We start from the raw sequence: 20,890 nt of genomic DNA, 5'->3' as shown, positions 1-20,890 counted from the left end.
AAGGGGGAGCCATGTCGGCTGTTGACGTGGCCGATGTGATCGGTGAACGGCCGCTCGCGAAGCAGCAGCCGCATCTGATGCGACAATTCCCTGCTCTTCCAGATCGGGGAGGCACTAGAAGTGGAAACAATGCCCATTGGGGAGGGACAGGTTTGAAGAACAGGCTGTCGTCCGTTACTCAACCTCTGAATGCGTCGCTGTGTGGCCGCGCAGGGGCGCATCAGTGACCGCCCGGAAAGTGATCAGCGGTGCCTCGGTTGTCGGGCTGCTGCTGACGGTTGGGCTGGTCACTGTGGTCCTGGATGACAGTGACCCGGCCCAGGCAGCATCCTCTTGCGCCGCGCCCGCAGGCGTGGCCACCGGCCCGGCTCCTGCTGGGGGAGTGGGCGGGTTTGATGCCGGGCAGTTGAAGAACGCCCAGGCGATCATGAACGCGGCCAAGTCATTGAAGCTCCCGGTCGCCGCGCAGTTGATCGGGGTCCAGGCCGCGATTGGGGAGTCCACGCTCCGCGTCATTGACTACGGTGACGGGGCCGGGCCGGACTCCCGCGGTTTGTTCCAGCAGCGGGCCAACGGGTCCTGGGGTTCGTACGCGGACCGGATGGACCCGACCATTTCGGCGACGAACTTCTTTAAGGCACTTCAGAGGGTGGAGGGTTGGGAGACTCTCGAGCCGACGATTGCGATCCACCGGACGCAGCGGAACGCGGACCCGAACCACTATACGAAGTTCCGTTCCCAGGCCACGGAGGTCTTCAAAGCCTTGGGCGGGGAGTCCGGCGCGGCAGTGGACCCGTCTGGGGTGTGCCCGGCTGAGGGCAACCAGGTGGTCGGCGAGTTGGCGGGTAAGTGGGTCAAGCCCATGGCTGGGGCGATCAACAGCAGCGGTTACGGTCCTCGCCCTGCACCGCCTGGCACGGCAGGGGGAGTGCTGGCTAACTTCCACTACGGCATTGACTTCGTTCATCCCGGAGGGCCGGGAACGATCGTGGCGCTGACGGATCTGAAGATCGTCAAGGTCCGCGACCTCGATGGCCTGTTCGGCACTGGCGTGACCGGGCAGACGGTGGACGGGAAACTCACGATCGGCATGTATCACATGGAGGCCGGGTCGGTGAAGGTCAAAGAAGGTGACACCGTGGCCGCCGGAACACCGCTGGGCACCGAAGGCGCGACGGGCAACGTCACCGGCCGCCACCTTCACATGGAGTTCTTCGCCGGTGCTTTGCCTAACCCCATGGTTCCGATCAATCCCACCATCGACCCGACTCCGATCATGAAAGAGAAAGGCATTCTCTGATGCGCCAGCACCTTGCACTGACCGTCGCACTTGCCGCCGCGCTCTCCGTGAGTGCCTGCGCCGGTACCGCGGGCACCGACCCGGCAACCGACCCCACCCCCTCACTCAACACCGGCCAGGAGAGCAACCCTGCCGAGGCCGGCCACGGCCACGGGACCGACGAACACTACGGAATCCCCGAGGTGACGTGGGACGCCGCCGCCGAGAACTCGGTCAAGGACACCGCAGCCAAGGCCATGGGCCTGTTCGCACGTCCCGACGTTCCCGAATCTACCTGGTTCGCTGACTTGGCCCCACACCTGGCACCTGAGTACGCGGAGGATGCGAAGTACATCGACCCTGCCCGGGTGCCGATCAGGAAGGTCACGGACGGGCCAGCGATCAGCAGGGACGCCGGAAATCCGATGACCGTTACTGCGACGTTCGCTACCGATGCGGGCCGCTGGGGGATGCTCCTGCACCGTTCCGGGCAGCAGCAGCCGTGGCTGGTCACCGCCATATCCCCGCAAGAGCCGACCTCATGAACCCAAGGACAGAACCGGAAACGAGCGAGAGGAATCATCCGATGAGTACGAACTGGCAAGGGAGCGAACGGAAGAGCCGCGCACCCATCAGCCTCACCGACATCGAGCCCGAAACGCCCACCATGGATCCGGCCACGATCATTCACGCCGTACCGGATGTCGAACCGGCCACGGCCGAAGCGAAGCCCGACGCAGATCACCGGGAGGCTCCGTTGGTCAGCGGCCGGCGCAGCGCGGTCGTGCTGCGTAAGGAGAACGTGAACGACCAGTTGCCGCCGGCCACGGGTTGGCAGGCGTTCCTGCGGGCGGTCAGTTTCGGTCTGATCAGCCCACGGGTGGGTGCTGCCGAGCTGGCCCGCCGGGCGGACTTGTCCGCGATCCAGCGCCTCTACTCCCGTCCGATGCAGATCACGGTCGTCCAGCCCCTCGGTGGAGTGGGTAAGACGATGTGCAGCGTCGGTATTGGCTCTACCTTCGGGATCCACTCCGGGCAGCAGACCCTGGTGTGGGACAACAACGAAATGATGGGCACCGCCGGGGTCCGGACCAACTCGAACGACTCCACCCGGACCGTGTGGGATCTGCTGAACGTCCTGGAGTCCTTCGAAACGGTCACCGCCCGCAAGGGAGAGCTGTCCTACTACACCCGCCATCAGGGCAACAACCAGTTCTCCGTCCTGGTCGCGGACGAGGACGCGGACCGGATGAAATCCATCGGTGCCGACGAATTCAACCGCATCCACGCGGTCGTGAGCCGTTTCTACGACACCATCATCGTGGACACCGGCAACAACACCCGGTCAGCGAACTGGCTGGCCGCGATCGAGGTCACCGACCAGCTGGTGATCCCCACAACGCTCAAACGCAACGCCGTCGTCTCGGCCCTGCGGATGATCGAACAACTCGAGTCCATGTCCGAACGCACCGGAAACCCGCACTACAAAGACCTCGTGGCCAACGCCGTCGTCCTGATCACCCAGGGCGGCGGGGCAAAGGTCTCCGCCGCCGAGCAAGCCGAACTGCGAGCCAACCTGGCCTCCGCTGTGCGCGTGATGATCGACATTCCCTACGACCCGGCCCTGGATACCGGCTCCATCATCGACTGGCAGCTCGTCGGTGACCCGGCCCGCCGCGCGTTCGAACGCGCCTCAGCACACATCGCTGAAGGCCTCCTGGCCGTTGACCGCGCCACCACCACCCACACCATCAACCGATAAGGAAACCACGAATCATGTTCAGCAGCCTTGGACGCGAAATTCTCCTGCGGTCCGCCGTGCCCCTGATCGATAACCCGTTGGAGGGCGTAGTACCCAGCATCGCTGTGTTCGGGGTGAAGTTCACCGGAGCAGCCCAACTGATCCTCGGCGGCCTTTGGGCGCTTGCTTTGCTCATCCTGGCCGGGTTCTTCATTTGGAACCTCATGAAGTGGGGGATCGCCCGGAACCGCGGCCACTCCGATGACATCGAAGAAGGCGCCTCCGGGGCCAAGAAAACCGGCATCGCCTTCGGCGCCGCTGCCGGGGCCAGCGTCATCCTCGGCGGCATCCTGGCACTGGCCTCGGCAGCAGGAGCCTAGCCCATGCGGAAACACTGGAAACTCCTCACAGCGCTCGGGGCGGTGATCGTGATCATCGCCGTGGCCGTCGTTCTCCTGAACCCCCAGGCCCCGGCACCCACGAAGGACGAACCCAGCTCCCTGCAAGCCTCGGGGAAATTCGGGTTCCCTGTCTCCGGGATCAAGATCGGAGAAGGCGGCACCAAAACCGCCAGCGACGGCAAGACCATCACCGGCTACAACGGCACCTGCGACTCCGCAGCCCAAGCCGCCGCCAACTACACACCGCTCGTCAAGGACATCAATGCCTCAACCTGGGCACAACAGAAAAAGATCCTAGCGGAGGTAGGCAAGCAGGGGCCCTGGGTGGAGCGAGCCACTTTCAACGGGGACCTTCTGGCCAACGCCAAAGACCTGCCCCCGGGAGCGTTCGATGGTGGCTGGTACTCCCGCTCCGACGTCGCCGCAGGCGGCCTCTACCGGATCGCCAACTGTGACGCGAAAAAGAAGGCAGTCGTACAGGTCTTCAGCGGTGGGACGACCGCAGTTGTAAACAAGGCACCGAGTGCCTTCTTCCAGACGGTCTCGCTGGAACTGACGTGGGCGGGGGACTGGAAAATCTCAGACTTCGCCATCGTTCAAAGCCGCCAGGACTTCAACGGCCGAGTCAAGGATGCAGGGCCCACCAGCTTGGGGACCACGTACGGCGACGAGACCGCCCCTGCGCTAGAAGATGCGTGGATCAACGACTTCTTCGCAGATGTCAGCCGTGAGGGGTGGGTCGAGTATGCAAACGCTAAGCGTTAGCAGAACCATCCGTCTGGTCGCGGTGTTTTTGTCCTTGTTCCTCTGCTTCGGAGTGATCGCGGCCGGCCCTGCCCAGGCAGCGGACGACGTAAGCAAGTCCGAGAAATTGAACGCGGACCAGCTCAAGCGCCTTGCTGGATTGCCCGCGGATCAGCGCGACAAGATCCGGGACCGTCTGAACCAGGAACTGGGTAAATCAGCCTGCGCTGACATGCTGTTTTACGGAGCCATGGGCGGCAGCAATTGTGAAAACGTTGCGGCCAACGCGTTCGGTAGCTTCCTGACCACGCCGGAAAAGGTGCTGGATTACGACACCAAAAAAACTGTCCCCTTCTGCGCCGCACTGCCCCGTGCTGGTGCGCCGGCTACTGCCACCACGTGGTGCGCCGGAGGTGCTGCCTTCGAAAAGTTCCTTCCGATTGCCGGGGTGGCGATGCGGGCGGCGCTTTCGGCGATGCCGGGCGGCAACGTGGTGTTGGGGACGGTCGATTCCGTGGCGTTCATCGCGAACGCCAAGGACGGTTTTGAGAAGTTCGCCAACACGGTCAAGGCCGAGGGCGTGAAGTCCACCAATGAGGTGCTGAACAGCCTGTTGAAGGTCTCCGTGTTCGAGGTTGACGACGCTTTCCGGGCCACGTGGGCTGCTTTCGCGGGGATCGGGATCCTGGTCATGGGTTTGATGTACTTCAAGCTCTGGAAAGACGTGTCCAACGAAGAGATCGACATGGACTCGGCCCGAACATCCCTGCTCTGGTACGGGCCGTTGTCCATGATCCTGGTCCTGTTCGGACCAGCGCTCGGGCACGTGATCAACGGATGGATGACCGGCCTCACCGAGGGAATCACGTTCTGGACCTCCAGCCGGGTCACGGATTTTGGGGTGGCAATTTCCCGGTTCGCATCGTATGAATCCAGCGGCGCTTTCGGACCGTTGGCCGCTGTGCTGCTGTTCGGGCTGTTGTTCATCGCCGCCTGGGCCATGCAGGGGTTGCTCGCCTTGCAGCCCATGGGCCTGTCCCTGATCGGGGTTGGTATCGCTTTGATGATCGGGTTGTTGATTCACCCGAAGTACCGCGAACGGGTGGGCAAGGTCGGTTCGTTGTGGCTGGGGATTTCCCTGTCCAAGCCCTTGTTGCTGCTGCTCATGGGTGCGGTGTTCAGCTACGTCGCTTCCCGCCCGGCCTTCGCCGGTGAGGGCGTCGATGACGGCATGGTGAACGCCACCTCGGTGTTCCTGGCCGCCGCGGCCATGCTTGTGCTGGCCTTCGCGTTGCCGATGCTTTACAAGTACGTCCCCATTCTGCCGTCCTCCTCAACGAGCATGGGCGAGGGCCGGCAGTCGGTCGCGGGCGCGGCCATGGTCGCCGGCGCAGGCGCGGCAATCGCATCGGCGATCCGGCAGAAACGGCGGGCCCACGTTCAGTCCGGCACCACGGGCGGACGCCCCAACGGAGGTCCGGTGTCCACGAATGACCCCTCTCCGATGTCAACACCATCAGAGGGCCAGGCCGGTCCGGGCAAGGGAACCAGCGGTTCAGGTATCTCGGGACGCCGCAGCGCAGCGTCAAGGATCCCCCAGGAGCAAGGCACACCCGCCGGCCAGGGCGGCCAGGGGCAGCCGGACACCCGCACGATCGGCGAACTGCAGAAAGCCGACCGTGCCGGAACCGGCGGGGCCAAGACAGCACAGGCGTTGAAGACCGGGGCCGGTGCCGTGGGCCGGGGATCGGTGAAGGTCGCAGCGGGCGGGGCCACAGCGTTCCTGCTGGCCGGCCGGGAAGCGGCACGGCAGGCCTCCCTGCGCGGTCAACGCACGGCCCGTTCGATGGCACCGGATACCGACCACATCAGTGGCCGCTAAACAGAAGCACAAGGAGTAGGTAGTCATGGGAAGAATGGTTGTTGTCGGCGGTGAAGTCCAGAGCCGTGGCCTGTTCGGAGGAAACCGGACAGCACCGGAATGGATCGGCCTGTCCGCCGCCATCGGCGCCGCGCTGGTGATCGCGGTGGCCGGCGGCATCCAGATCGTCCCCCTGATCACCGCCGCCGTGTTGATCCTGGCCGGGATCATCCTGACCACGCCCAACAAGTTCTCCGGCCACCGCTCCCTCGGCGCCCTCTACGTCGAGGTCCGGCACAAGGAGGCCCGTGCCAGGAACAAGTCCCTCCTCTTCGTTCCGGTCAAGGACCGCCCCCAGACACGCATGATCAAAGCCGGGAAAAAGGACCGGGAACGGGCCGACAAGCAGGGCATGATCGAAGTACCGGTCCGGTACAAGGACAACGCCCCGCTCATGGTGGGCACCGTCCGCCACTTCACCATTAACACCCCTGAAGGCCCACTGGTGATCTTCCGGCACCAGGGCAAAGTCAAGAAGCCCTACTACACGGCCACGATGGAAGTCATCGGCTCATCCTCCGGGATCCGGGAGGAACACAGACAAGAATCCGGCCACGTCGCCCGCGGCCAGTACCTCGCCCGGCTGGCCCGCCGCCAATCCCTCGTCACCCATATCCAGACCCTCGCCCGGGCCGTGCCGATGGACTCGGCCGATCACCTGCTGTGGGTCAAACGGAGGATCGCGCAGAACGTGCCCCGGATCCTGCTGGAGTCCTACGGGGACCTGTGCGAGACCACCCGCTCACGCTCCGAACAGCACCGCACCTACGAGACGTTCCGGATCCCCGGCTCCGCCGCCCTATACCGCCGGGCCGAAGCGTACGGTCCGGGGGACGAGGGCATCGGGCAGGCCATCTATCAGGAGATCCGCTCCGCCATGGCCCAAGCGTCCATGATGGGCTCGATCACGGGCTCCCGGCCCCTCGGCCCGGCCGCGATGGCCGCGCTCCTGCGTCACTTGCAGGACCCTGACTTCGACATCGACGACCATGAAGGCGCCGACCTGATGGACTGCTGGCAGCACCTGGACGGGGCAGCCTCGCCCATCTCCCTGGTCGTCAACGGTCACTGGCACATCCGCACCGGGTACGTGCCCGCTGCAGCGTTCAGCCCCGCCCCTGTCCCGGTGGAGGCGCTGGAAGCGATCATCAGCGGCATCCAACCGGCCGTGGTGCATTCGGTATCCATGGTCATGGAACTCCAAGACGCCCGCAGCGCCCGCTCCCGGGCCCGCACCGACGCCGCAATGGACCGGGCCACCGGGAACAAAGTCGCCAAATCCGGTGTCGTCACCGACGGCACCGAAGAAGTACTCCTGGGAGCCTCCCACCAACGCCTCAAGGACCTGAAGCCCGGATCCGGGCACCACGGCGCAGCCTACGGGCTCTACATCTCCTTCGCCGTCGAAAACGCCAGCGAGATCCTGTCCACGACCGACATCGTTGAGGCAGCGGCCTCCGACGCCGGGATCGAATTCATTGACTGGCTCGACCACCGCAACGACCTCGCCCTGATCACCACCATGCCATTCACAAGGGGAATCCGATGACCACCACCAACGGTCTCAAGCGCCTGGCCCTTCCCTGGGCCGTGGCCGGCAAAACCCGGCGGACACCCCGATCCCAGACCCGGGCCGCGAAACTGGAGCTCGACGCAGCCGCCGACACGGCGGCCGAAGGGTTGCGGGCCAAGAAGCCGGTGAGCACGCCTTTGAGTAAGTGGGCGGTGAAAAAGGCCGAGAAGCAGGAAGCCAGGCAACGTGAACTGGTCGAGGCCCGGGCGAACGCCACGACCCGGTGGCACCACGACCGGCGGTGGGCGTTCGCCTCAAAGCTGGGCTTCTACGACCCGGCAGCGCCGGGCGTGCCCTCCTCGACCCGGCAGATGGAGTTCTCCCACATGGCGATCGCCTCCCCGCCGACCTCACACCGGGGTCTGGTGTTCGGGGTCGATGCCGGGTCCGGGTGGATGATCGTCCATGACCCGTTCACCGCCTACGGGGACACCCTGGAATCCCCGAACGTCTGCTACATCGGTGACCTCGGCCAGGGGAAGTCCTCGGCCATGAAAACCTGGGGCGTGCTCCGGCAGTTGATCCTCGGCCGCCGTGTGGTCGTGATCGATAAGAAGTACCAGAAAGACGTCGGCGGCGGCGAATACACACCCCTTGCCCGCAAGCTCGGGGTTGCTCCGGTCCGGTTCAGCATCGGTGGTGGCGGATCCCGGATCAACATCCTGGACCCCCGCATCGCCGCACGGTTGAACGAGGAGAACCACGACAGCGCCGAAGCCTCCCGCACCCCGGCCGGGCAGTCCATGCTGGTCCGTGCCGTCATGGAAGAAGCCCTCCGCCGGCCGATGACTCCCAAGGAAGGCAAAGCCGTCCGCATGGCGCACCGCCAAGCCCTGACGGACGCGAAAAGGTGCGGGGACGTCGCGCACATCGGGCACGTCCTCAAAGCCCTCTACGCCCCCAGCGAAGACGCCGCCAGGGCTTCGAACCTGACCGTGGAGGAACTGCGCGAATGGGGCCAGGACCCGGCCTTCGAACTCGAACGCATGATCGAAGATGACCTGGCAGGCCTGATCGACGGCGAGACCAGTCCGGACATTCAGCTCAACGCCGGGCTGACCGTCTTTGACGTGTCCCTGCTCCCGGAGGACGGGCCGGCGTTGCCGATCGTCATGACGATCATCAACACCTGGTTGGCCAACACCCTCTACCGGCAGGACGAAGCAGTCCCCACAGTGCTTTTGATCGAAGAGGCCTGGCACACCGTCCAGGGCTCGGTGGCCACCGTGACCCGCCGCAACACCAAACTCTCCCGCGCCCTTTCCCTCTCGTGCCAGTTCGCGTTCCACCACATCTCCGACATCCCGGCAGACAGCCCAGCGATCTCGATGCTCAAGGAATGCGGGACCGTGTTGTTATACAAGCAGCAAAAGAGCGCCGACGCCCTCGCGTGCGAAGAGATGTTCACCCTCCCGGTCGGGACCGCCGACGTGATCACCAAACTGGTCAAAGGAACGTGCCTGTTCAAAATCGACCAGTTCGATCCGTTCGAAGCCATCCACGTCCGCAGCCCCCTGGAAGTGGAGCTGACCGACACGGACGGGGCCATGAAGTCCACCTCGACCATCGCCTTCACCGAAGAACCCGCCACCGATGAACCCGCCACTGATGAAGCCACGGAGGTTATCCCGGTATGAGCAAGCACACCTCGACAGACACCCTGATGAAACTGGGCCTCGCCAGAGTCCTTGTCGGCCTTGTAGCCATCGCCTGGGTCTCCGCGTTCCTGGGTGAGTTCCTGACTCCCACGGGGATGCCGTGGACGAACGTCTCCGACCTGGTGGCACGGGTCAAGGCCGGCACGTTCGCCTGGCCGGGCGCGGCGACGTGGATCGCGGTGGTGCTGGCGCTGGTGGCTCTTTTCGGGGTGGCTCTCCTGTCCGCTGGCCGTGGCGGGAAGGGCAGCGCCGCGCAGCGTGAGCTGGGGAGCCGTCTCGCGACAGGGGCCAAGCTTGCTCCCTTGATGGAGAAGGAACGGACGAAGGACGCCCGACAGCTGCACCCGAAGGCCGTGGGTCTGCCTCCTGGGCAGGTGCTGGGTCAGACCGCTGCCGGGAAACCCGCCATTCTCTATCAGGGCTGGCGGGACCTGGGCGTGTGCGTCATGGGCCCCGGGTCCGGTAAGACCTCCTGCCTGGTCGTCCCACGACTGGCTGCGGCCCCCGGCGCGGCGCTGATGACCTCCAACAAGGTCGACGGCGTGGCCCAAGTCATCGCTGCACGCCACCAGCTCGGAACGGTGTGGGTGTGGGATACCGGAAAGATCTACCGGCAGTCCCACAAACCGGACTTCATTTTCAGTCCCCTGTGGGAAGTGAAAGGCACCGAGGACGCCATGCGGCTGGCGTCGTGGATCATCACCGCGTCGTTGAAGAACAACCCACGCACCGACAGCGAAGCGGCAGAGGACGCCCAGTTCGGCCCCTCCGGTGAGTCATGCCTGGCCTGGACGCTGCTGGCAGCGGCCCTGGTCGGGAAGGACCTGGGAGATGTCCACGAATGGATCTCCAAAGGATCGTTCGAGAAGGTCAGCAACATCCTCGCCGACCAATACCCTCGCCCCGCTGCGGAAATGAGGGGCTTCGACAAATGGCCCGACCGCACCCGCGGATCCTTGGTGGCCACCACACAACGCATGTGCCGCGACCTGGTACACGACGCCATCCTCGCCTGGACCACCCCCACCCCCGGTATCAGGAACTTCGACCCGGCCACGTTCATGGAAGGCAGGCAGACCATGATCCTCTTGTCCGAACGAGGCCCGGGCGGGGCCGGTGCCGTGCTCACGGCGATGATCAAAGCCATCTGCAACGCCGCGATCCGCAAAACCCCCGGCGAAGCACGGTTGACCGTTCCCCTGGTCGGCGAGCTGGACGAAGTAGCCAACATCGTCCCGTGGCCGACGCTGCCGCAGGATTTCAGCCACTACGGCTCCCGCGGCCTCTGCTTCACCCTCTACCTGCAGGGCTGGTCCCAAGGCTGCGGCGAATGGGGCACCAAAGGCATGCAGACACTCTGGCAAATGTCCGGCGCCCGGTTCGTTGGCAGCAACGAAGAAACCGACTGGACCGAAGGGCTCTCAAAGGCGATCGGCACCTACCAGCGCAAAGAACAGGGCTCCGACCGGAAAGAGCGCCTGCCCAAGGTCAGTGTGCAGGACTTCGCTGAACTGGCGAAGTTCTCCGGGATCCTCAGCAGCAACGCCGCGCCCGCCACGCTGCTCCGACTCACACCGTGGCATCAGAACACGGAACTGAGCAAGACCATTGAAGCCGGCATGGCGGCCGCGACCGCCATCGCCAAAGGCGAACCGCAACCAGCCACCGATCCTGTACCGGAACAGCAGGTCGCAGCATGAGCGAAACAGCCGGGGAAACCCCGGAGCTGAGCGAACAGGACCTGATCGATAACTTCGTGGACTGGGTCGAGGCTTTCATCCACGACATCGAGGCCGTCACGGACGATGAAAACACCCGGTACTGGTGCCCGCAATGGTGGAACCACCCCGAAGCCGTCACCAGGCTCCGCGCCTTGTACGAGGAATACGTCCGCGCAGAAGACGAAAACACGCTCTCCGGCTGGTTCGTCTACCACTGGGACGCCCACTCAAAAACACTCTTCTCACCCACCGGCCCCTTCGAGCTCTGCCGGGAAGGACACCGCTTCTTCAACCGCCAGGAAACCTACACACCACGGCTGGTCACCGAAGCCGTCCCCAACGGATGGGCACCATGACGGGAAGACCCTGGAATGTCAGTGGCTGGTGGAAGGCTGGAGCAATGGAACGTAATCCTCTTACAGAGAAGCTGTCATTGACCAACCGAGTGCGGCTGTGGTTGCACGATGGAGCAGGCACACGGGTCCACGGGTGGTCAATGCGTCAGTGGCTCAGCGCGTCAACGTTTCTGATTCTCATGGCTTTCGTCCTGCTGTCCTTGGCCACGTTTGTCATCGTTGATCTCGTGGCCGACCTGTGCTTGCTCGCTGGTTCTCTGAGCCTGATCGGGATTAACTTTCACTCCACTTGGTGCGCCCATAAGGCCATAACCATCAACCGCCGGATGGGCTGGTAACAACTCGAATGGAAGCACTATCCAACCCCCGGAAACACCACGTGAGGTCAAGCTTCCATTAGTGCCACAGGCTGTGGCACTAATGGGAGGAGAACGTGATCTTCTGCGTTGCCCGTTAGGAGGACCCACTTGGCGGCAGGCGCAAGGCTACGTGAGTCTAGGCTTGGACCATGAGGGTGGCCAAGACTGACATCATCGCCGGCCTACCGGCACCGGTGGCCCGCAGCCTCGTTCGATTGTTCCGCGGCCGCCCAGCAGGGCGACGGTTGGCCGACAGATTGCTCCACGACAACGGCGTCGACGACCTCGATCCGGTCTTCAGTGCAATGGAGGTGGCCGGCTATCTCGAGAGAATCGACGAAAACGACGGTCAAATCTGGTGGGAAGCCACGACCTCGGGAAACGCGCTGGCCATGGCCAGCTTCGGGAAGCCGATCAGCAGGAAAACCGCAGATCGTCTCGTCACCGGGCTGGTGGACCGGGCGCGGGCGTACAACGCCGATCCTGGCAAGCCACTGTTCATCGACAAGCTACGGATCTTCGGCAGCTACCTCCAACCCGACGTCGATCCCCTCGGCGATGTCGATGTCGAACTCACCTATGGGTGGCGCTCTTATGGCCCGAAGGCCATCACCGACTACGCCAAGGCCAGCGGGAAATACTTCTCCGATGTCATGGATGATATCTTCTGGCCCGAAAAGGAACTCCTCCAGCACCTGCGGAACCGCTCAGCGGCGCTGAACATCACCGTTGAGGACATTGACCTGCTCACCGTTGAGTCGGCCGTCGTTTACACCATCGACGATGATGCCAATGCCCTGCCGCCGCCTCACGAGAAACGACTGGTCGGCAGGAACTGATCAACGAAACACTGCGCAGCAATTGTCCAGAGAGCTTTGGACGATTGTTCCCCGCCTGGACCGCAGTGGAAAGGTTCACAGTCGTCTCCACTGCACCGTCGCCGTCGGCGAGACCATCAGTGTCGTTCTCGGGGGTTTGTTTTGCGGAGGTACTCCCGCAGGCCGGGAATTGTGAAGTCGACCTTGCCGTAAGCGGGCGCTTCGATGAGTCCGGCCGCGATAAGTCGTGCGCGGTAGTTGGCCACGACGTTGCTCCTTGCGTTGAGTCGTTTTCCTATGTCACCGGCGGTAACAGGCCCGTCGTCTTCGGCCATGGCACGGAGGAAGTCCTTGTCTTTGTCCGATGCCGTGGACAGTGCTGCTTCGATGACTGTTGTCTCGTGGCGGCGGGTGGCGGCATCGATGGCCTGGAGGACGTTCTTTTCCTTCAGTGCCATGTTGTTGATTTCGGCTTGTCGCCATAGCTGGTAGCCGATGAGCTGGATCAGGAACGGGTATCCTCCCGTCGCTTTCGCCGCGTGCTGGATCAGGTCATCGCTGATGCTGATGCCGGCTTCACGGAAGGTACTGGCATACGAGCGTTCGACATCGCTGATGATTGCTGCGTGGAGGTCGATGCGCTCTGCACGGCGCAAGAACGTGGCTACGCCCTCGTTGAGCAGGTCCGAGACCGCGGCCGGCAAGCCGGCGAAGACCAGTCCGATCGGTAGCCCGTCGCGGATAAAGTGCTGGACATCGGCGGCGAGCTGGGACAGTTCCGTCCGGTCCGCAGAGTGGATTTCATCAACGGTGAAAAGCAATCCGGTCTTTTTCTCCGCGAGAAGGCTCAACAACTGGTTTCCCAGGCGCCGCCAGTCAACCTGACGCTCCGGCGGCAGCTGGGTGGTTACAGTGAAACCCGCCACTCCCACGGCCGTGATCCTACGACCCGCAGGTCCTTTGCCCAGTTCCTCCAAGTGCAACCGCATGGTTTCACCAATCCGTCCAATGAACCCGGGCGTGGCCGTCTCGGAAACAACGATCCACCCTTGCTGGACGGCCTTGTCCTGGGCCGCGCTGAGCAGGGCCGTCTTGCCGATGCCACGGGCACCTGTGATGATGGTCAGCAATCCGGGCGCTCCCGAGCCGATCTGCAAACCATATTCAAACTCATCGAGAGTCCCTTCGCGGCCAATGAGCTCCGGGGGAGTAGCACCGGCTGTCGGCCGGAAAGGGTTCATCATCGAGATCCTTGTGAGTCCTTGTGAGTCTTGTGAGTCTTGTGACTCCTTGTGAGTCTATGCCTTCGGGTACCCAGCTGATGGATTCGGAGCCTTTCAGGGCAGCGTGCCCCGGCCGCCTGAGACCCCAGCAACCGTTTTCACTTCCGGACCAATATCCCTAGCGTTCTGCGGGGCGGAGGTTTGCCGTCTTTTGGTTCGCGAGCACCGACATGGTACCCGTGGAAGACCTCCTGAGCATATGGGTGCCCGCCATAGCCCGAGGACCTGCTCTCTCCCTTGTCCTCACGGGGCTGCGTCAATTAGCGATTCAATCAAGCTTTGGCCAGAAGGCAGCGCAACCATTTGGCGGGCGGCTAGTGCGCGAGCAAACTTCCGGGAACCTGCCCGAGTTGAAAGCAAGCACCGCGGTCCCCGGCATCCAGACTCCACCCCTCGCGCTGTCGCTGAAAAGGGTTACCGGGATCCGGGGACGAGCAACGGTACTCTGGGGACATGGCCGCCGGGGAAGCTACTGCGCAGACAACCATGCCGAAGAACAAAGGCTCCTGGAAGCGGAAAAGCTTCGCCAGACGGCAGCTGGACGCCCGCGCGTGGCTCGAACGTCTCGTCCCACCCGAACGGATCACCGACGCCCGCGTGAACCAGCTGGCAGACTTCGTCGACAGATACCGGCCCGGGTCCAAGTTCCAGATCATCGCCGACGCGATGGTCAAGAACAACGAAGTCCCCACCATGAAGAACGTTGCCGCCCGGTACGAATCCCGTAAAAACGCCTACCTGCGCCGCAACACACCTATAGCACCCGTGAACCTCACCCTGGCCATCGTCGACCAGCTCACCACACTGATCCGCGTTTCCTGGGAACGTCGCGGCCACGGACCCACCTGGACGGAGATCCGCACCGTCATGGGATGGGACCGCGGCCAAACCAAGCAGGCCCTCACCCAACTCCGCCCCGACGGACTCCTCTCCTTCACCAACGACAGCGGTTCCCTCACCCTCACCGGCAAAACCGCACACCAAAGTGCAACAGCCAAGAAATCAGCCTGACGCCTTTATCTGTCGGTCTCAGAATCAGGATGAGCCGCCTGAACGATTGAGTCTCACCGCTGTGCTGAGACGGCGGCCGAGCAGACGCCTAATCCCGCTTCCAGCAAACCCTCAGGTGATCTGGGCAAAATCAATACGAAGCTTCGGTCAACCGCTATTTGACCGGGGCTTCGCCAATTCAAGACTGGTTGCCGGCCGTTGCCAGTTGCCATTATCCGAAGTCGTCTGCACGGCCACGGCAGTGTCCCGCATGGGGATCCTCAACCGGACGCCACCGCTTCTTTAGCCCACGAACTTGTGACCGGTGGCCCGCAGAATGTCCCCTAACCACACGAGAGCGTAAGAAATGGCGTGCTCGGGATCTGCCGTGACGCTTCTAATGTTGTCCAGGGATTCAGTGAGCTGACCAATGGTGAGTTCGCTCGGCTGTTCATAGACGTCGTAGATCGCATCAGGAGGGATAGACCAGAAATAGTCCGCATCCATCTCTATGGTCGAGCCATGGCGTTCCTCGACGTGCCGCATCAGGACATCGAACACGTCGCGCAATTCCTGAGTTGTGAATCTCGTTGGATGGTCGGTCATCGATGTCCTTGCTTCATCAAGAAAACTTCGGCGGGCTGCAGATTTTGAGCCCCACCAGCATGACACCAATCGTGCCGGGCCATGATGTGAGCTCGTAGTGCCCGGTTAGGGATCGGCTTACGGGCACCACTCATGCCGAGGGAGGCTGGGTTCTTAGTCGGTGGCGTAAATGCCTGTATGAATAGTCCATGACACGAATGAGCGATGAGGACGAACTATCCGAGCACGTTCGCACACTTGTTTGCAGTATTCTCCGCCAAGCGAATTTCCTCGGAAGCGACCAACTGATCGAGCAGGCTTCCACTGTGGTCGTTGCAGGTGGTCCAATCACTATGCTCGACCTGCGCCCAAACCCGGAACACGCTGCGTCTGCTTTCACCAGTGGCCCAATTCCCGTTTCAGTTGAGGTCCTCGACGTCTCAGGCTCATCCATAGGGGAGTTGCTCGTCTGGGTGAACGCAGGCCGTCTAAGTGCACTGGAATTCGGGTGGTGGACGGATGAGCGTCCAGATCAGCTCCCTCATCCGAGTCAGCTAAAGATCATTCAGAAATGAGTGCAGGTCATGTTCCGAGCCCGCAGCGCTACGAACGCAGAAGCGTGTCGCGCACCGCCACGTGCTCTCCAACCCGCACGATCAATTCGCCGGCCATTCCTTCCCAGCGGGACCAGACGTGGAACTCAATGACGCCGCGCTTGTCTCGGACACTGATCTTCACCGGGGTCTCTCGTTCAAGAACAAGGCGCTCGTCGTCACCGTTGAGCCAGCGGATCCTCGCTGACCCAGCGATCTCGTCCCAGGCAAGCGTTACGGTGTTGCCGTCGTTCGCCCAGGCGACCAGGGAGACCACCCCAGGCTGATCAGACGTCTCGACCACAACCCCGACATCGCTCAGGTCTTCAAGCCTTGGAACTTCCAGCTGCGCGCTCATAACCACATGCTGCCATACCAGCCCCCTACGAGGATCGGAGCCAGCTGTACGCTGAAGGATCCTTCCTTCACCGTACTGATGATCGCCGCGGCGCTCCTAGCTTTTGCTCATAACTTCCACGTGGCTTGAGATTGCGGCGGGCCGCAGGGGCCTTTTACTGGTGGGGGATCCCATGGGATCGGGTCCAGGACCTTTTCAACCACTACCTCTTGGGATGCTTTCTTATATACAAACAACCGCACGGCACGGACTCCGATCCACATGAATACGGCATTGTCCTTTGCCACGCTATAACGGTGTCCAGCGGGGTATTCCGTACAGGCGTCCTGGTCAGTTCGGTCCAAACAAGTTACTTCAAACTCAAGTTCGCTGGCATTCGGGAGGGCTGAAAGGTCTAGTTCCAGAGTGCTGAAGCGCATTGCGGAGTCGCACGATGCAGCCCCACAGCCGCTCATCAGAGAGCCGACAAGTATCAGAGCACTAAGTACATGACTTATCCCCCTGGTCATGCTTCACCATAACCGAACCAGTCCTGCTCCTCCTGGCTCGGCCAGTTCCTGCCTCAGCAGAGTCGGTGTCGGCTAGGGGATCCTTCACTGGGCGCTGAGGGATTCACGGTGATTCCAAGCAACAGGAAGGCCACCAACAGGAGGGAGCTCCAGACGGGGGTCCCCGGTTCTAACTAGACACATCATGCGATGGCCAAAAAGCGCGGCATAAGTTGCCTGCCTCGCGAAGATGTCTAAGAGGTGATGGGCTGTTGACGCGTCCTTGCCTTCGAAGGCCTCAAACTCGTCAATCACGAGAACCAGCCCGGCATCCGCTGCCGTCCACCCATAAGCCCTAACGGCTACGTCGCCGAGGCAATCGTTGAGAGCATCCAGGTTGGAGCCGTAGTAATCAGGGAAATCCAGAGCCAAGGCAACGTCTTGGTGGAGGTCAGCCTGAGATTGCCAATCAGCGGCGTCAACCTCAACGACCTTGTAGTGGTGGTTTCGCAGCCACGACGTAGTTTCGTCGAGGATCGCTTGCTGATGGAAAAGACTGATGAAGCCGTTCTGGATCAAGAGAAAGTCCCGCGGATGATTCAGCTCGTCAGCCAGGTCCCAAATTGCCATGAGTGAAACTGTATTGCCCTTTGGCTGTCTTCATGCGGACGCCGACTGTACTGTCTTCCGGCTTTGCGTGCGGAAGAGGATCCTTTACCGGACACTCGTGAGCGCAGTGGAGCTCATGGTGGCTGGGCCGCCACCGAAACTTGCCCAAGCCAGAATTACAGCAATCACGATAACCACCAGTACGAGAGCAGCTATGAGAATTCCGCGGGGTTTCATACCCGCAGACTAACCGGCGCTGCAACTAATTGGGCGGACTTGTCGCCTACGGCGTCCTGCGGGGTCCTGCCCCTCGTTCCAATGCTCAGTGGCTCGGCGGGCGCAGCTGGGTCCGGTAAAGGATCCTTTACCGGACGCCGGGTGAGTTCTCCAGTGGCAGTGGTTAGACGATGGCTCCATCGTTGAGCTGTAGGCGCTTGAAGCGGCGCGGCAGCCCGCGGGCCCAGAATGCGATCACGAGCCCGGCTAATGCGGCCCCTCCAGCGTGAACCCAGGGCGACGACCAGGCACCTTCCGGAGTGGGATCATGAAAGCGACCACGACCACCGCAAGCCCCAGCAGAGTCTCCACGCCGGCTTGCAACGGACGGGCGCGGTAGTCGGGGTAGGCCAGCCGAACCAAGGGGATGATCGGCAGCAGGAACAGACCCAGGCTGAAGATCGGGAAGATGCCGTTAAACATCAAGATAACCAGGCCCAACACCAGCAGGCCGAAGAACTTCAGGACCTTCAGAACGGGAAGCTGGCTCTCCGGCGTCCATCGACTCAGCAGGAGGCCCCAGGCCGGAAGACCGAGCAGCCAGCCGCCGGCCCAGAAGCCTAGGTTCAGCAGCGCCAGGACGACGAGCAGGACGCCGGGCAGCAGGAACGCTCCGGCCTGTCGCAACGAAGGGAGCATCCCAGCCGGGACGAAGATACACGCCCCTATCAGGAGATAAGCAGCCACATACCAAGGCAGCAGCTGGTCCGTCGGCACCTTGGACAGTCCAACCACCAGCAGCGCAAGCGCGGCGACCATCACGCACACCGCAGCAAACGCCCACGGTCGGCGGCCTACGTTCGGTGCGGCATCCCCCAATGTGATGAATCGCACTCTACCCGGGCTTCGACGTTCTCGAGCTGGCGCAAAAACAGCTGAAGGTGCAATTATGCGGCGTCCGATAAAAGATCCTTCAACGTGCATGCCGCAGGTGGAGTGTGCTTCACATCGCTGGCGCACCCACCTGCAGCTGCTCCGTGCTTAGTTGACCTTGAAGTGGTCAATGACTCTGCTAGCGAAAGCCCTAATAAACACCCCATCCTCGCTCCTGGCCCACCGTTTCTCGACAGCATCGAGGGGATACACGAGGAAGTTGTTGCGTTCAGAATGAACGGCCAGTTCCCGTCCCTTCGAATCCTCGGCGACAACCCATCGGAGAGGAGAGATACGGACAAGGAGTTCTCCGAGTGCAACACCAGCAGCGTTTCCGTACAGCTCTGCATCCATCTGACCCTCCGACGCCTGCCATGTCGCGAGGGCAGCCTCGTAGAAATCGGCGACGCTCTCCGGATCCTCAAGATTCACACCAGAGCCTTCAGCAATGTCTACATACGCGGCGAGAAACTGTTCGTACTCTGGCGTCAGCTCCGAAAAGACCGGCTGCTCATGTTCATCGCCACTAACCTCTGTCCTCTTCCACTTGAACAAACCCATGCCCAAAGCAAACCACGCTTCCCTGTCCACCTGCGAAACAGACCCCACGGGTTTGGGACTTAGGTCGGCACGACCACCGAGGTCGTCAACTGATAGATAACCAGGAAGATGGATGCTCAAGCCCACGCCTGTAAGCCAGTGAAGTCCCCTTGCGAACTAAGCCATGCGCCAAACAGCGCAGCGAAAACACCGCCATTTACCGCTGAAAGTCACAGTGCGCCGCGGAACGACGCGATTTTTGATGAGCGCGATTTGGGACCGCACAGTGGCCGGTGAAGGACCGGCTTACGGGCGCGCACTTAAGAGGCTTTCTCCTGGCTTACCTCGGCTCTAGTTGGTCATCCGGCCGCTACAAAGGGCAATTTCCGACGTTGTGCGGATCCCGGCGCGGAGAAGTGTCCCGGCCTGGTGCGCCCACTTCAAGAAATGGGATGTTGGGGCTATGAAATCACTGCATGGTTGGTAGGACCCCTGCGAACTTAGGCTCTCCTCGGTGGGTTGTAAATACCCGGCGGGAGATCGAGGGGTTCGCGGTTGCGGAGTATTTCAGGGATGACAGCCGCGACAGCGAGGGGTGCCATTTGGCCCTCGGTGTAGGTTGCCGAGTATTCGGCCGGAATCCACGGTAGGTTTTCGGGACCGAGAACGTCCGTGAGGGCGTCGCGGTCCAGTGGCTCGTCGCTGAAGGCACGGAACAGCCCCCCGCTGTGCTCTTCTGCGCTTGGACCAAGAAAACGACCAATGTCGGGTGCGAGCCGGGGCCCGGCCCATACCCACCAGAGCGGGTAGGGCTGGAAACCCACCCACTTTGGGGGGCGCATGTTGAAGATGGGCACGCGGCCCATGTCTTGGTAGCGTTCAACTTCGGCCGAAGCATAAACCGCGCCGAGCTCGGTTGCCACGGCAAGGAAGAACCGGCGAAGTGCGCTCCTGAGCGTGCTATCGGCGAGAGCATGCCCGTCCACGACCACGGTGATTTGGGTGAACGGGATACCCCGGCCAAGTTCCTGGGCTTGGATTTTGCCGTAGCTGACCGGTGGCGGGTTCACGTAGTAGATGTCCCAGCCATTGGAATCGTCGTTATAAAACTCATCGATGAAACCTTCTTCACCGCTGGAATCGAACCGGAACTGAAGGGGTTCGTACTTGCCGAAACGCACCGGCACCGCTTCGGGAAGTACCTCCCTAGCTATCCGGAGATAGCCCTGCAGGAAGTCTGTCGGGAGGTCCTCTTCGAGGATCAGCCATTTGATCCAAACGTCTCTTCGCTCCGGCTTCGGCTCCGTTCTTGCTGGTGCTTTTACTGTTCGGGGTTCGGGCCACACTTCCGAGGTTTGCTCGTCGAGGACTACGCCATGGCAGGCTTTGGCCAGTTTCCGGGCGAAGCGGATACCGTGCGGGATCTCAGCCTCCTGGGTCCCTTCGACAAGGACCTGGAACATTGTCGTGGCCTCAGGCAGGACCGCGCTGATCTCCTCCGGGACGTCCTCAGCTTCGACGGAGAACGGCCCGTCAACGGTGAAGCTGTACCCCCGCTTCATACCGCGCAGGACGACTACGCCGGTGTCACCGGCGTTGTCCGGATCGGCCTGCAGCCCTCGGGTATTACCCACAAGCAACCGCACCTCAGCGGCCGTAGGGGATCCCGGACAGTAAATCGTCAGGTCATAAGACATGACCACAGGCTAAGGCGTTCGCGCCTT

The 20,890-nt window shown here is 62.2% G+C and carries 20 protein-coding genes; 13 read left to right on the top strand and 7 right to left on the bottom strand.

Annotated elements, in window-relative coordinates; genetic code table 11:
- Window positions 1-223 precede the first annotated feature (223 nt).
- From ACIQTZ_RS11855 to ACIQTZ_RS11805, 11 genes are all read left to right on the top strand, one after another.
- Window positions 224-1,300, top strand: a complete 1,077-nt coding sequence (locus ACIQTZ_RS11855) for a M23 family metallopeptidase (RefSeq protein WP_402980735.1) — start codon at window positions 224-226, stop codon at window positions 1,298-1,300.
- Window positions 1,300-1,824, top strand: coding sequence for a hypothetical protein (locus ACIQTZ_RS11850; protein ID WP_402980732.1), 525 nt, complete (start codon window positions 1,300-1,302; stop codon window positions 1,822-1,824). Before ACIQTZ_RS11855 ends, ACIQTZ_RS11850 begins: the two co-directional genes overlap by 1 nt.
- A 41-nt stretch (window positions 1,825-1,865) precedes the next feature.
- Window positions 1,866-3,041, top strand: a complete 1,176-nt coding sequence (locus tag ACIQTZ_RS11845; RefSeq protein ID WP_402980729.1) for a MinD/ParA family protein — start codon at window positions 1,866-1,868, stop codon at window positions 3,039-3,041.
- Window positions 3,042-3,055: 14 nt separating this feature from the next.
- Complete coding sequence (locus ACIQTZ_RS11840) at window positions 3,056-3,400, top strand: hypothetical protein (protein ID WP_402980727.1); 345 nt, start codon at window positions 3,056-3,058, stop codon at window positions 3,398-3,400.
- A 3-nt stretch (window positions 3,401-3,403) separates the two neighbouring features.
- On the top strand, window positions 3,404-4,186 hold the full coding sequence (locus ACIQTZ_RS11835) for a hypothetical protein (protein ID WP_402980724.1): 783 nt from the start codon (window positions 3,404-3,406) through the stop codon (window positions 4,184-4,186).
- A 22-nt stretch (window positions 4,187-4,208) separates the two neighbouring features.
- On the top strand, window positions 4,209-6,047 hold the full coding sequence (locus tag ACIQTZ_RS11830; protein ID WP_402980722.1) for a hypothetical protein: 1,839 nt from the start codon (window positions 4,209-4,211) through the stop codon (window positions 6,045-6,047).
- Between the two features lie 25 nt (window positions 6,048-6,072).
- Window positions 6,073-7,635, top strand: coding sequence for a hypothetical protein (locus ACIQTZ_RS11825; RefSeq protein WP_402980719.1), 1,563 nt, complete (start codon window positions 6,073-6,075; stop codon window positions 7,633-7,635).
- Window positions 7,632-9,296, top strand: coding sequence for an ATP/GTP-binding protein (locus ACIQTZ_RS11820; RefSeq protein WP_402980716.1), 1,665 nt, complete (start codon window positions 7,632-7,634; stop codon window positions 9,294-9,296). The genes ACIQTZ_RS11825 and ACIQTZ_RS11820 overlap by 4 nt, the downstream gene beginning before the upstream one ends.
- Complete coding sequence (locus tag ACIQTZ_RS11815; RefSeq protein ID WP_402980713.1) at window positions 9,293-11,017, top strand: type IV secretory system conjugative DNA transfer family protein; 1,725 nt, start codon at window positions 9,293-9,295, stop codon at window positions 11,015-11,017. Before ACIQTZ_RS11820 ends, ACIQTZ_RS11815 begins: the two co-directional genes overlap by 4 nt.
- Complete coding sequence (locus tag ACIQTZ_RS11810) at window positions 11,014-11,394, top strand: DUF4913 domain-containing protein (RefSeq protein WP_402980710.1); 381 nt, start codon at window positions 11,014-11,016, stop codon at window positions 11,392-11,394. The genes ACIQTZ_RS11815 and ACIQTZ_RS11810 overlap by 4 nt, the downstream gene beginning before the upstream one ends.
- Before the next feature lie 508 nt (window positions 11,395-11,902).
- Window positions 11,903-12,592 (top strand): hypothetical protein, encoded by a 690-nt coding sequence (locus tag ACIQTZ_RS11805; protein ID WP_402980707.1) that lies wholly within the window; start codon window positions 11,903-11,905, stop codon window positions 12,590-12,592.
- Window positions 12,593-12,708: 116 nt separating this feature from the next.
- On the opposite strand, the gene ACIQTZ_RS11800 is transcribed toward ACIQTZ_RS11805, so the two are convergent.
- Window positions 12,709-13,815 (bottom strand): ATP-binding protein, encoded by a 1,107-nt coding sequence (locus ACIQTZ_RS11800; RefSeq protein ID WP_402980704.1) that lies wholly within the window; start codon window positions 13,813-13,815, stop codon window positions 12,709-12,711.
- A gap of 492 nt (window positions 13,816-14,307) precedes the next feature.
- Between ACIQTZ_RS11800 and ACIQTZ_RS11795 the strand changes: the two genes are divergently transcribed.
- Window positions 14,308-14,865, top strand: a complete 558-nt coding sequence (locus tag ACIQTZ_RS11795; protein WP_402980701.1) for a hypothetical protein — start codon at window positions 14,308-14,310, stop codon at window positions 14,863-14,865.
- 282 nt (window positions 14,866-15,147) lie between these two features.
- On the opposite strand, the gene ACIQTZ_RS11790 is transcribed toward ACIQTZ_RS11795, so the two are convergent.
- Window positions 15,148-15,450, bottom strand: a complete 303-nt coding sequence (locus tag ACIQTZ_RS11790; RefSeq protein ID WP_402980698.1) for a hypothetical protein — start codon at window positions 15,448-15,450, stop codon at window positions 15,148-15,150.
- A 188-nt stretch (window positions 15,451-15,638) separates the two neighbouring features.
- Between ACIQTZ_RS11790 and ACIQTZ_RS11785 the strand changes: the two genes are divergently transcribed.
- Window positions 15,639-16,004 (top strand): hypothetical protein, encoded by a 366-nt coding sequence (locus ACIQTZ_RS11785; protein ID WP_402980695.1) that lies wholly within the window; start codon window positions 15,639-15,641, stop codon window positions 16,002-16,004.
- A 28-nt stretch (window positions 16,005-16,032) separates the two neighbouring features.
- On the opposite strand, the gene ACIQTZ_RS11780 is transcribed toward ACIQTZ_RS11785, so the two are convergent.
- From ACIQTZ_RS11780 to ACIQTZ_RS11760, 5 genes are all read right to left on the bottom strand, one after another.
- Window positions 16,033-16,380 carry a hypothetical protein gene (locus ACIQTZ_RS11780; protein WP_402980692.1) on the bottom strand — a complete coding sequence of 116 codons (348 nt, stop codon included), beginning with the start codon at window positions 16,378-16,380 and terminating at the stop codon, window positions 16,033-16,035.
- Between the two features lie 593 nt (window positions 16,381-16,973).
- A complete protein-coding gene (locus ACIQTZ_RS11775) occupies window positions 16,974-17,498 on the bottom strand; it encodes a barstar family protein (protein ID WP_402980689.1) in 525 nt (174 codons plus the stop codon).
- Between the two features lie 462 nt (window positions 17,499-17,960).
- Window positions 17,961-18,572 (bottom strand): hypothetical protein, encoded by a 612-nt coding sequence (locus tag ACIQTZ_RS11770; protein ID WP_402980686.1) that lies wholly within the window; start codon window positions 18,570-18,572, stop codon window positions 17,961-17,963.
- A 162-nt stretch (window positions 18,573-18,734) separates the two neighbouring features.
- Window positions 18,735-19,307 carry a DUF3806 domain-containing protein gene (locus tag ACIQTZ_RS11765; RefSeq protein WP_402980684.1) on the bottom strand — a complete coding sequence of 191 codons (573 nt, stop codon included), beginning with the start codon at window positions 19,305-19,307 and terminating at the stop codon, window positions 18,735-18,737.
- A 359-nt stretch (window positions 19,308-19,666) separates the two neighbouring features.
- Window positions 19,667-20,800, bottom strand: a complete 1,134-nt coding sequence (locus tag ACIQTZ_RS11760) for a hypothetical protein (protein WP_402980681.1) — start codon at window positions 20,798-20,800, stop codon at window positions 19,667-19,669.
- Window positions 20,801-20,890: the final 90 nt, after the last annotated feature.

Origin of the sequence: Paenarthrobacter sp. NPDC090520, from assembly GCF_044769205.1 — a bacterium.
Lineage (GTDB): Bacteria > Actinomycetota > Actinomycetes > Actinomycetales > Micrococcaceae > Arthrobacter.
The sequence above is the reverse complement of the archived record's forward strand: the minus strand, read 5'-3'. Positions and strand labels throughout refer to the sequence as shown.

Coding starts and splice junctions, on each gene's coding strand:
- ACIQTZ_RS11780 (WP_402980692.1), bottom strand. CDS start 16,380: ATGAGCGCGCAGCTGGAAGTTCCAAGGCTTGAAGACCTGAGCGATGTC.
- ACIQTZ_RS11820 (WP_402980716.1), top strand. CDS start 7,632: ATGACCACCACCAACGGTCTCAAGCGCCTGGCCCTTCCCTGGGCCGTG.
- ACIQTZ_RS11840 (WP_402980727.1), top strand. CDS start 3,056: ATGTTCAGCAGCCTTGGACGCGAAATTCTCCTGCGGTCCGCCGTGCCC.
- ACIQTZ_RS11810 (WP_402980710.1), top strand. CDS start 11,014: ATGAGCGAAACAGCCGGGGAAACCCCGGAGCTGAGCGAACAGGACCTG.
- ACIQTZ_RS11835 (WP_402980724.1), top strand. CDS start 3,404: ATGCGGAAACACTGGAAACTCCTCACAGCGCTCGGGGCGGTGATCGTG.
- ACIQTZ_RS11800 (WP_402980704.1), bottom strand. CDS start 13,815: ATGATGAACCCTTTCCGGCCGACAGCCGGTGCTACTCCCCCGGAGCTC.
- ACIQTZ_RS11790 (WP_402980698.1), bottom strand. CDS start 15,450: ATGACCGACCATCCAACGAGATTCACAACTCAGGAATTGCGCGACGTG.
- ACIQTZ_RS11785 (WP_402980695.1), top strand. CDS start 15,639: ATGACACGAATGAGCGATGAGGACGAACTATCCGAGCACGTTCGCACA.
- ACIQTZ_RS11805 (WP_402980707.1), top strand. CDS start 11,903: ATGAGGGTGGCCAAGACTGACATCATCGCCGGCCTACCGGCACCGGTG.
- ACIQTZ_RS11815 (WP_402980713.1), top strand. CDS start 9,293: ATGAGCAAGCACACCTCGACAGACACCCTGATGAAACTGGGCCTCGCC.
- ACIQTZ_RS11825 (WP_402980719.1), top strand. CDS start 6,073: ATGGGAAGAATGGTTGTTGTCGGCGGTGAAGTCCAGAGCCGTGGCCTG.
- ACIQTZ_RS11795 (WP_402980701.1), top strand. CDS start 14,308: ATGGCCGCCGGGGAAGCTACTGCGCAGACAACCATGCCGAAGAACAAA.
- ACIQTZ_RS11845 (WP_402980729.1), top strand. CDS start 1,866: ATGAGTACGAACTGGCAAGGGAGCGAACGGAAGAGCCGCGCACCCATC.
- ACIQTZ_RS11775 (WP_402980689.1), bottom strand. CDS start 17,498: ATGGCAATTTGGGACCTGGCTGACGAGCTGAATCATCCGCGGGACTTT.
- ACIQTZ_RS11850 (WP_402980732.1), top strand. CDS start 1,300: ATGCGCCAGCACCTTGCACTGACCGTCGCACTTGCCGCCGCGCTCTCC.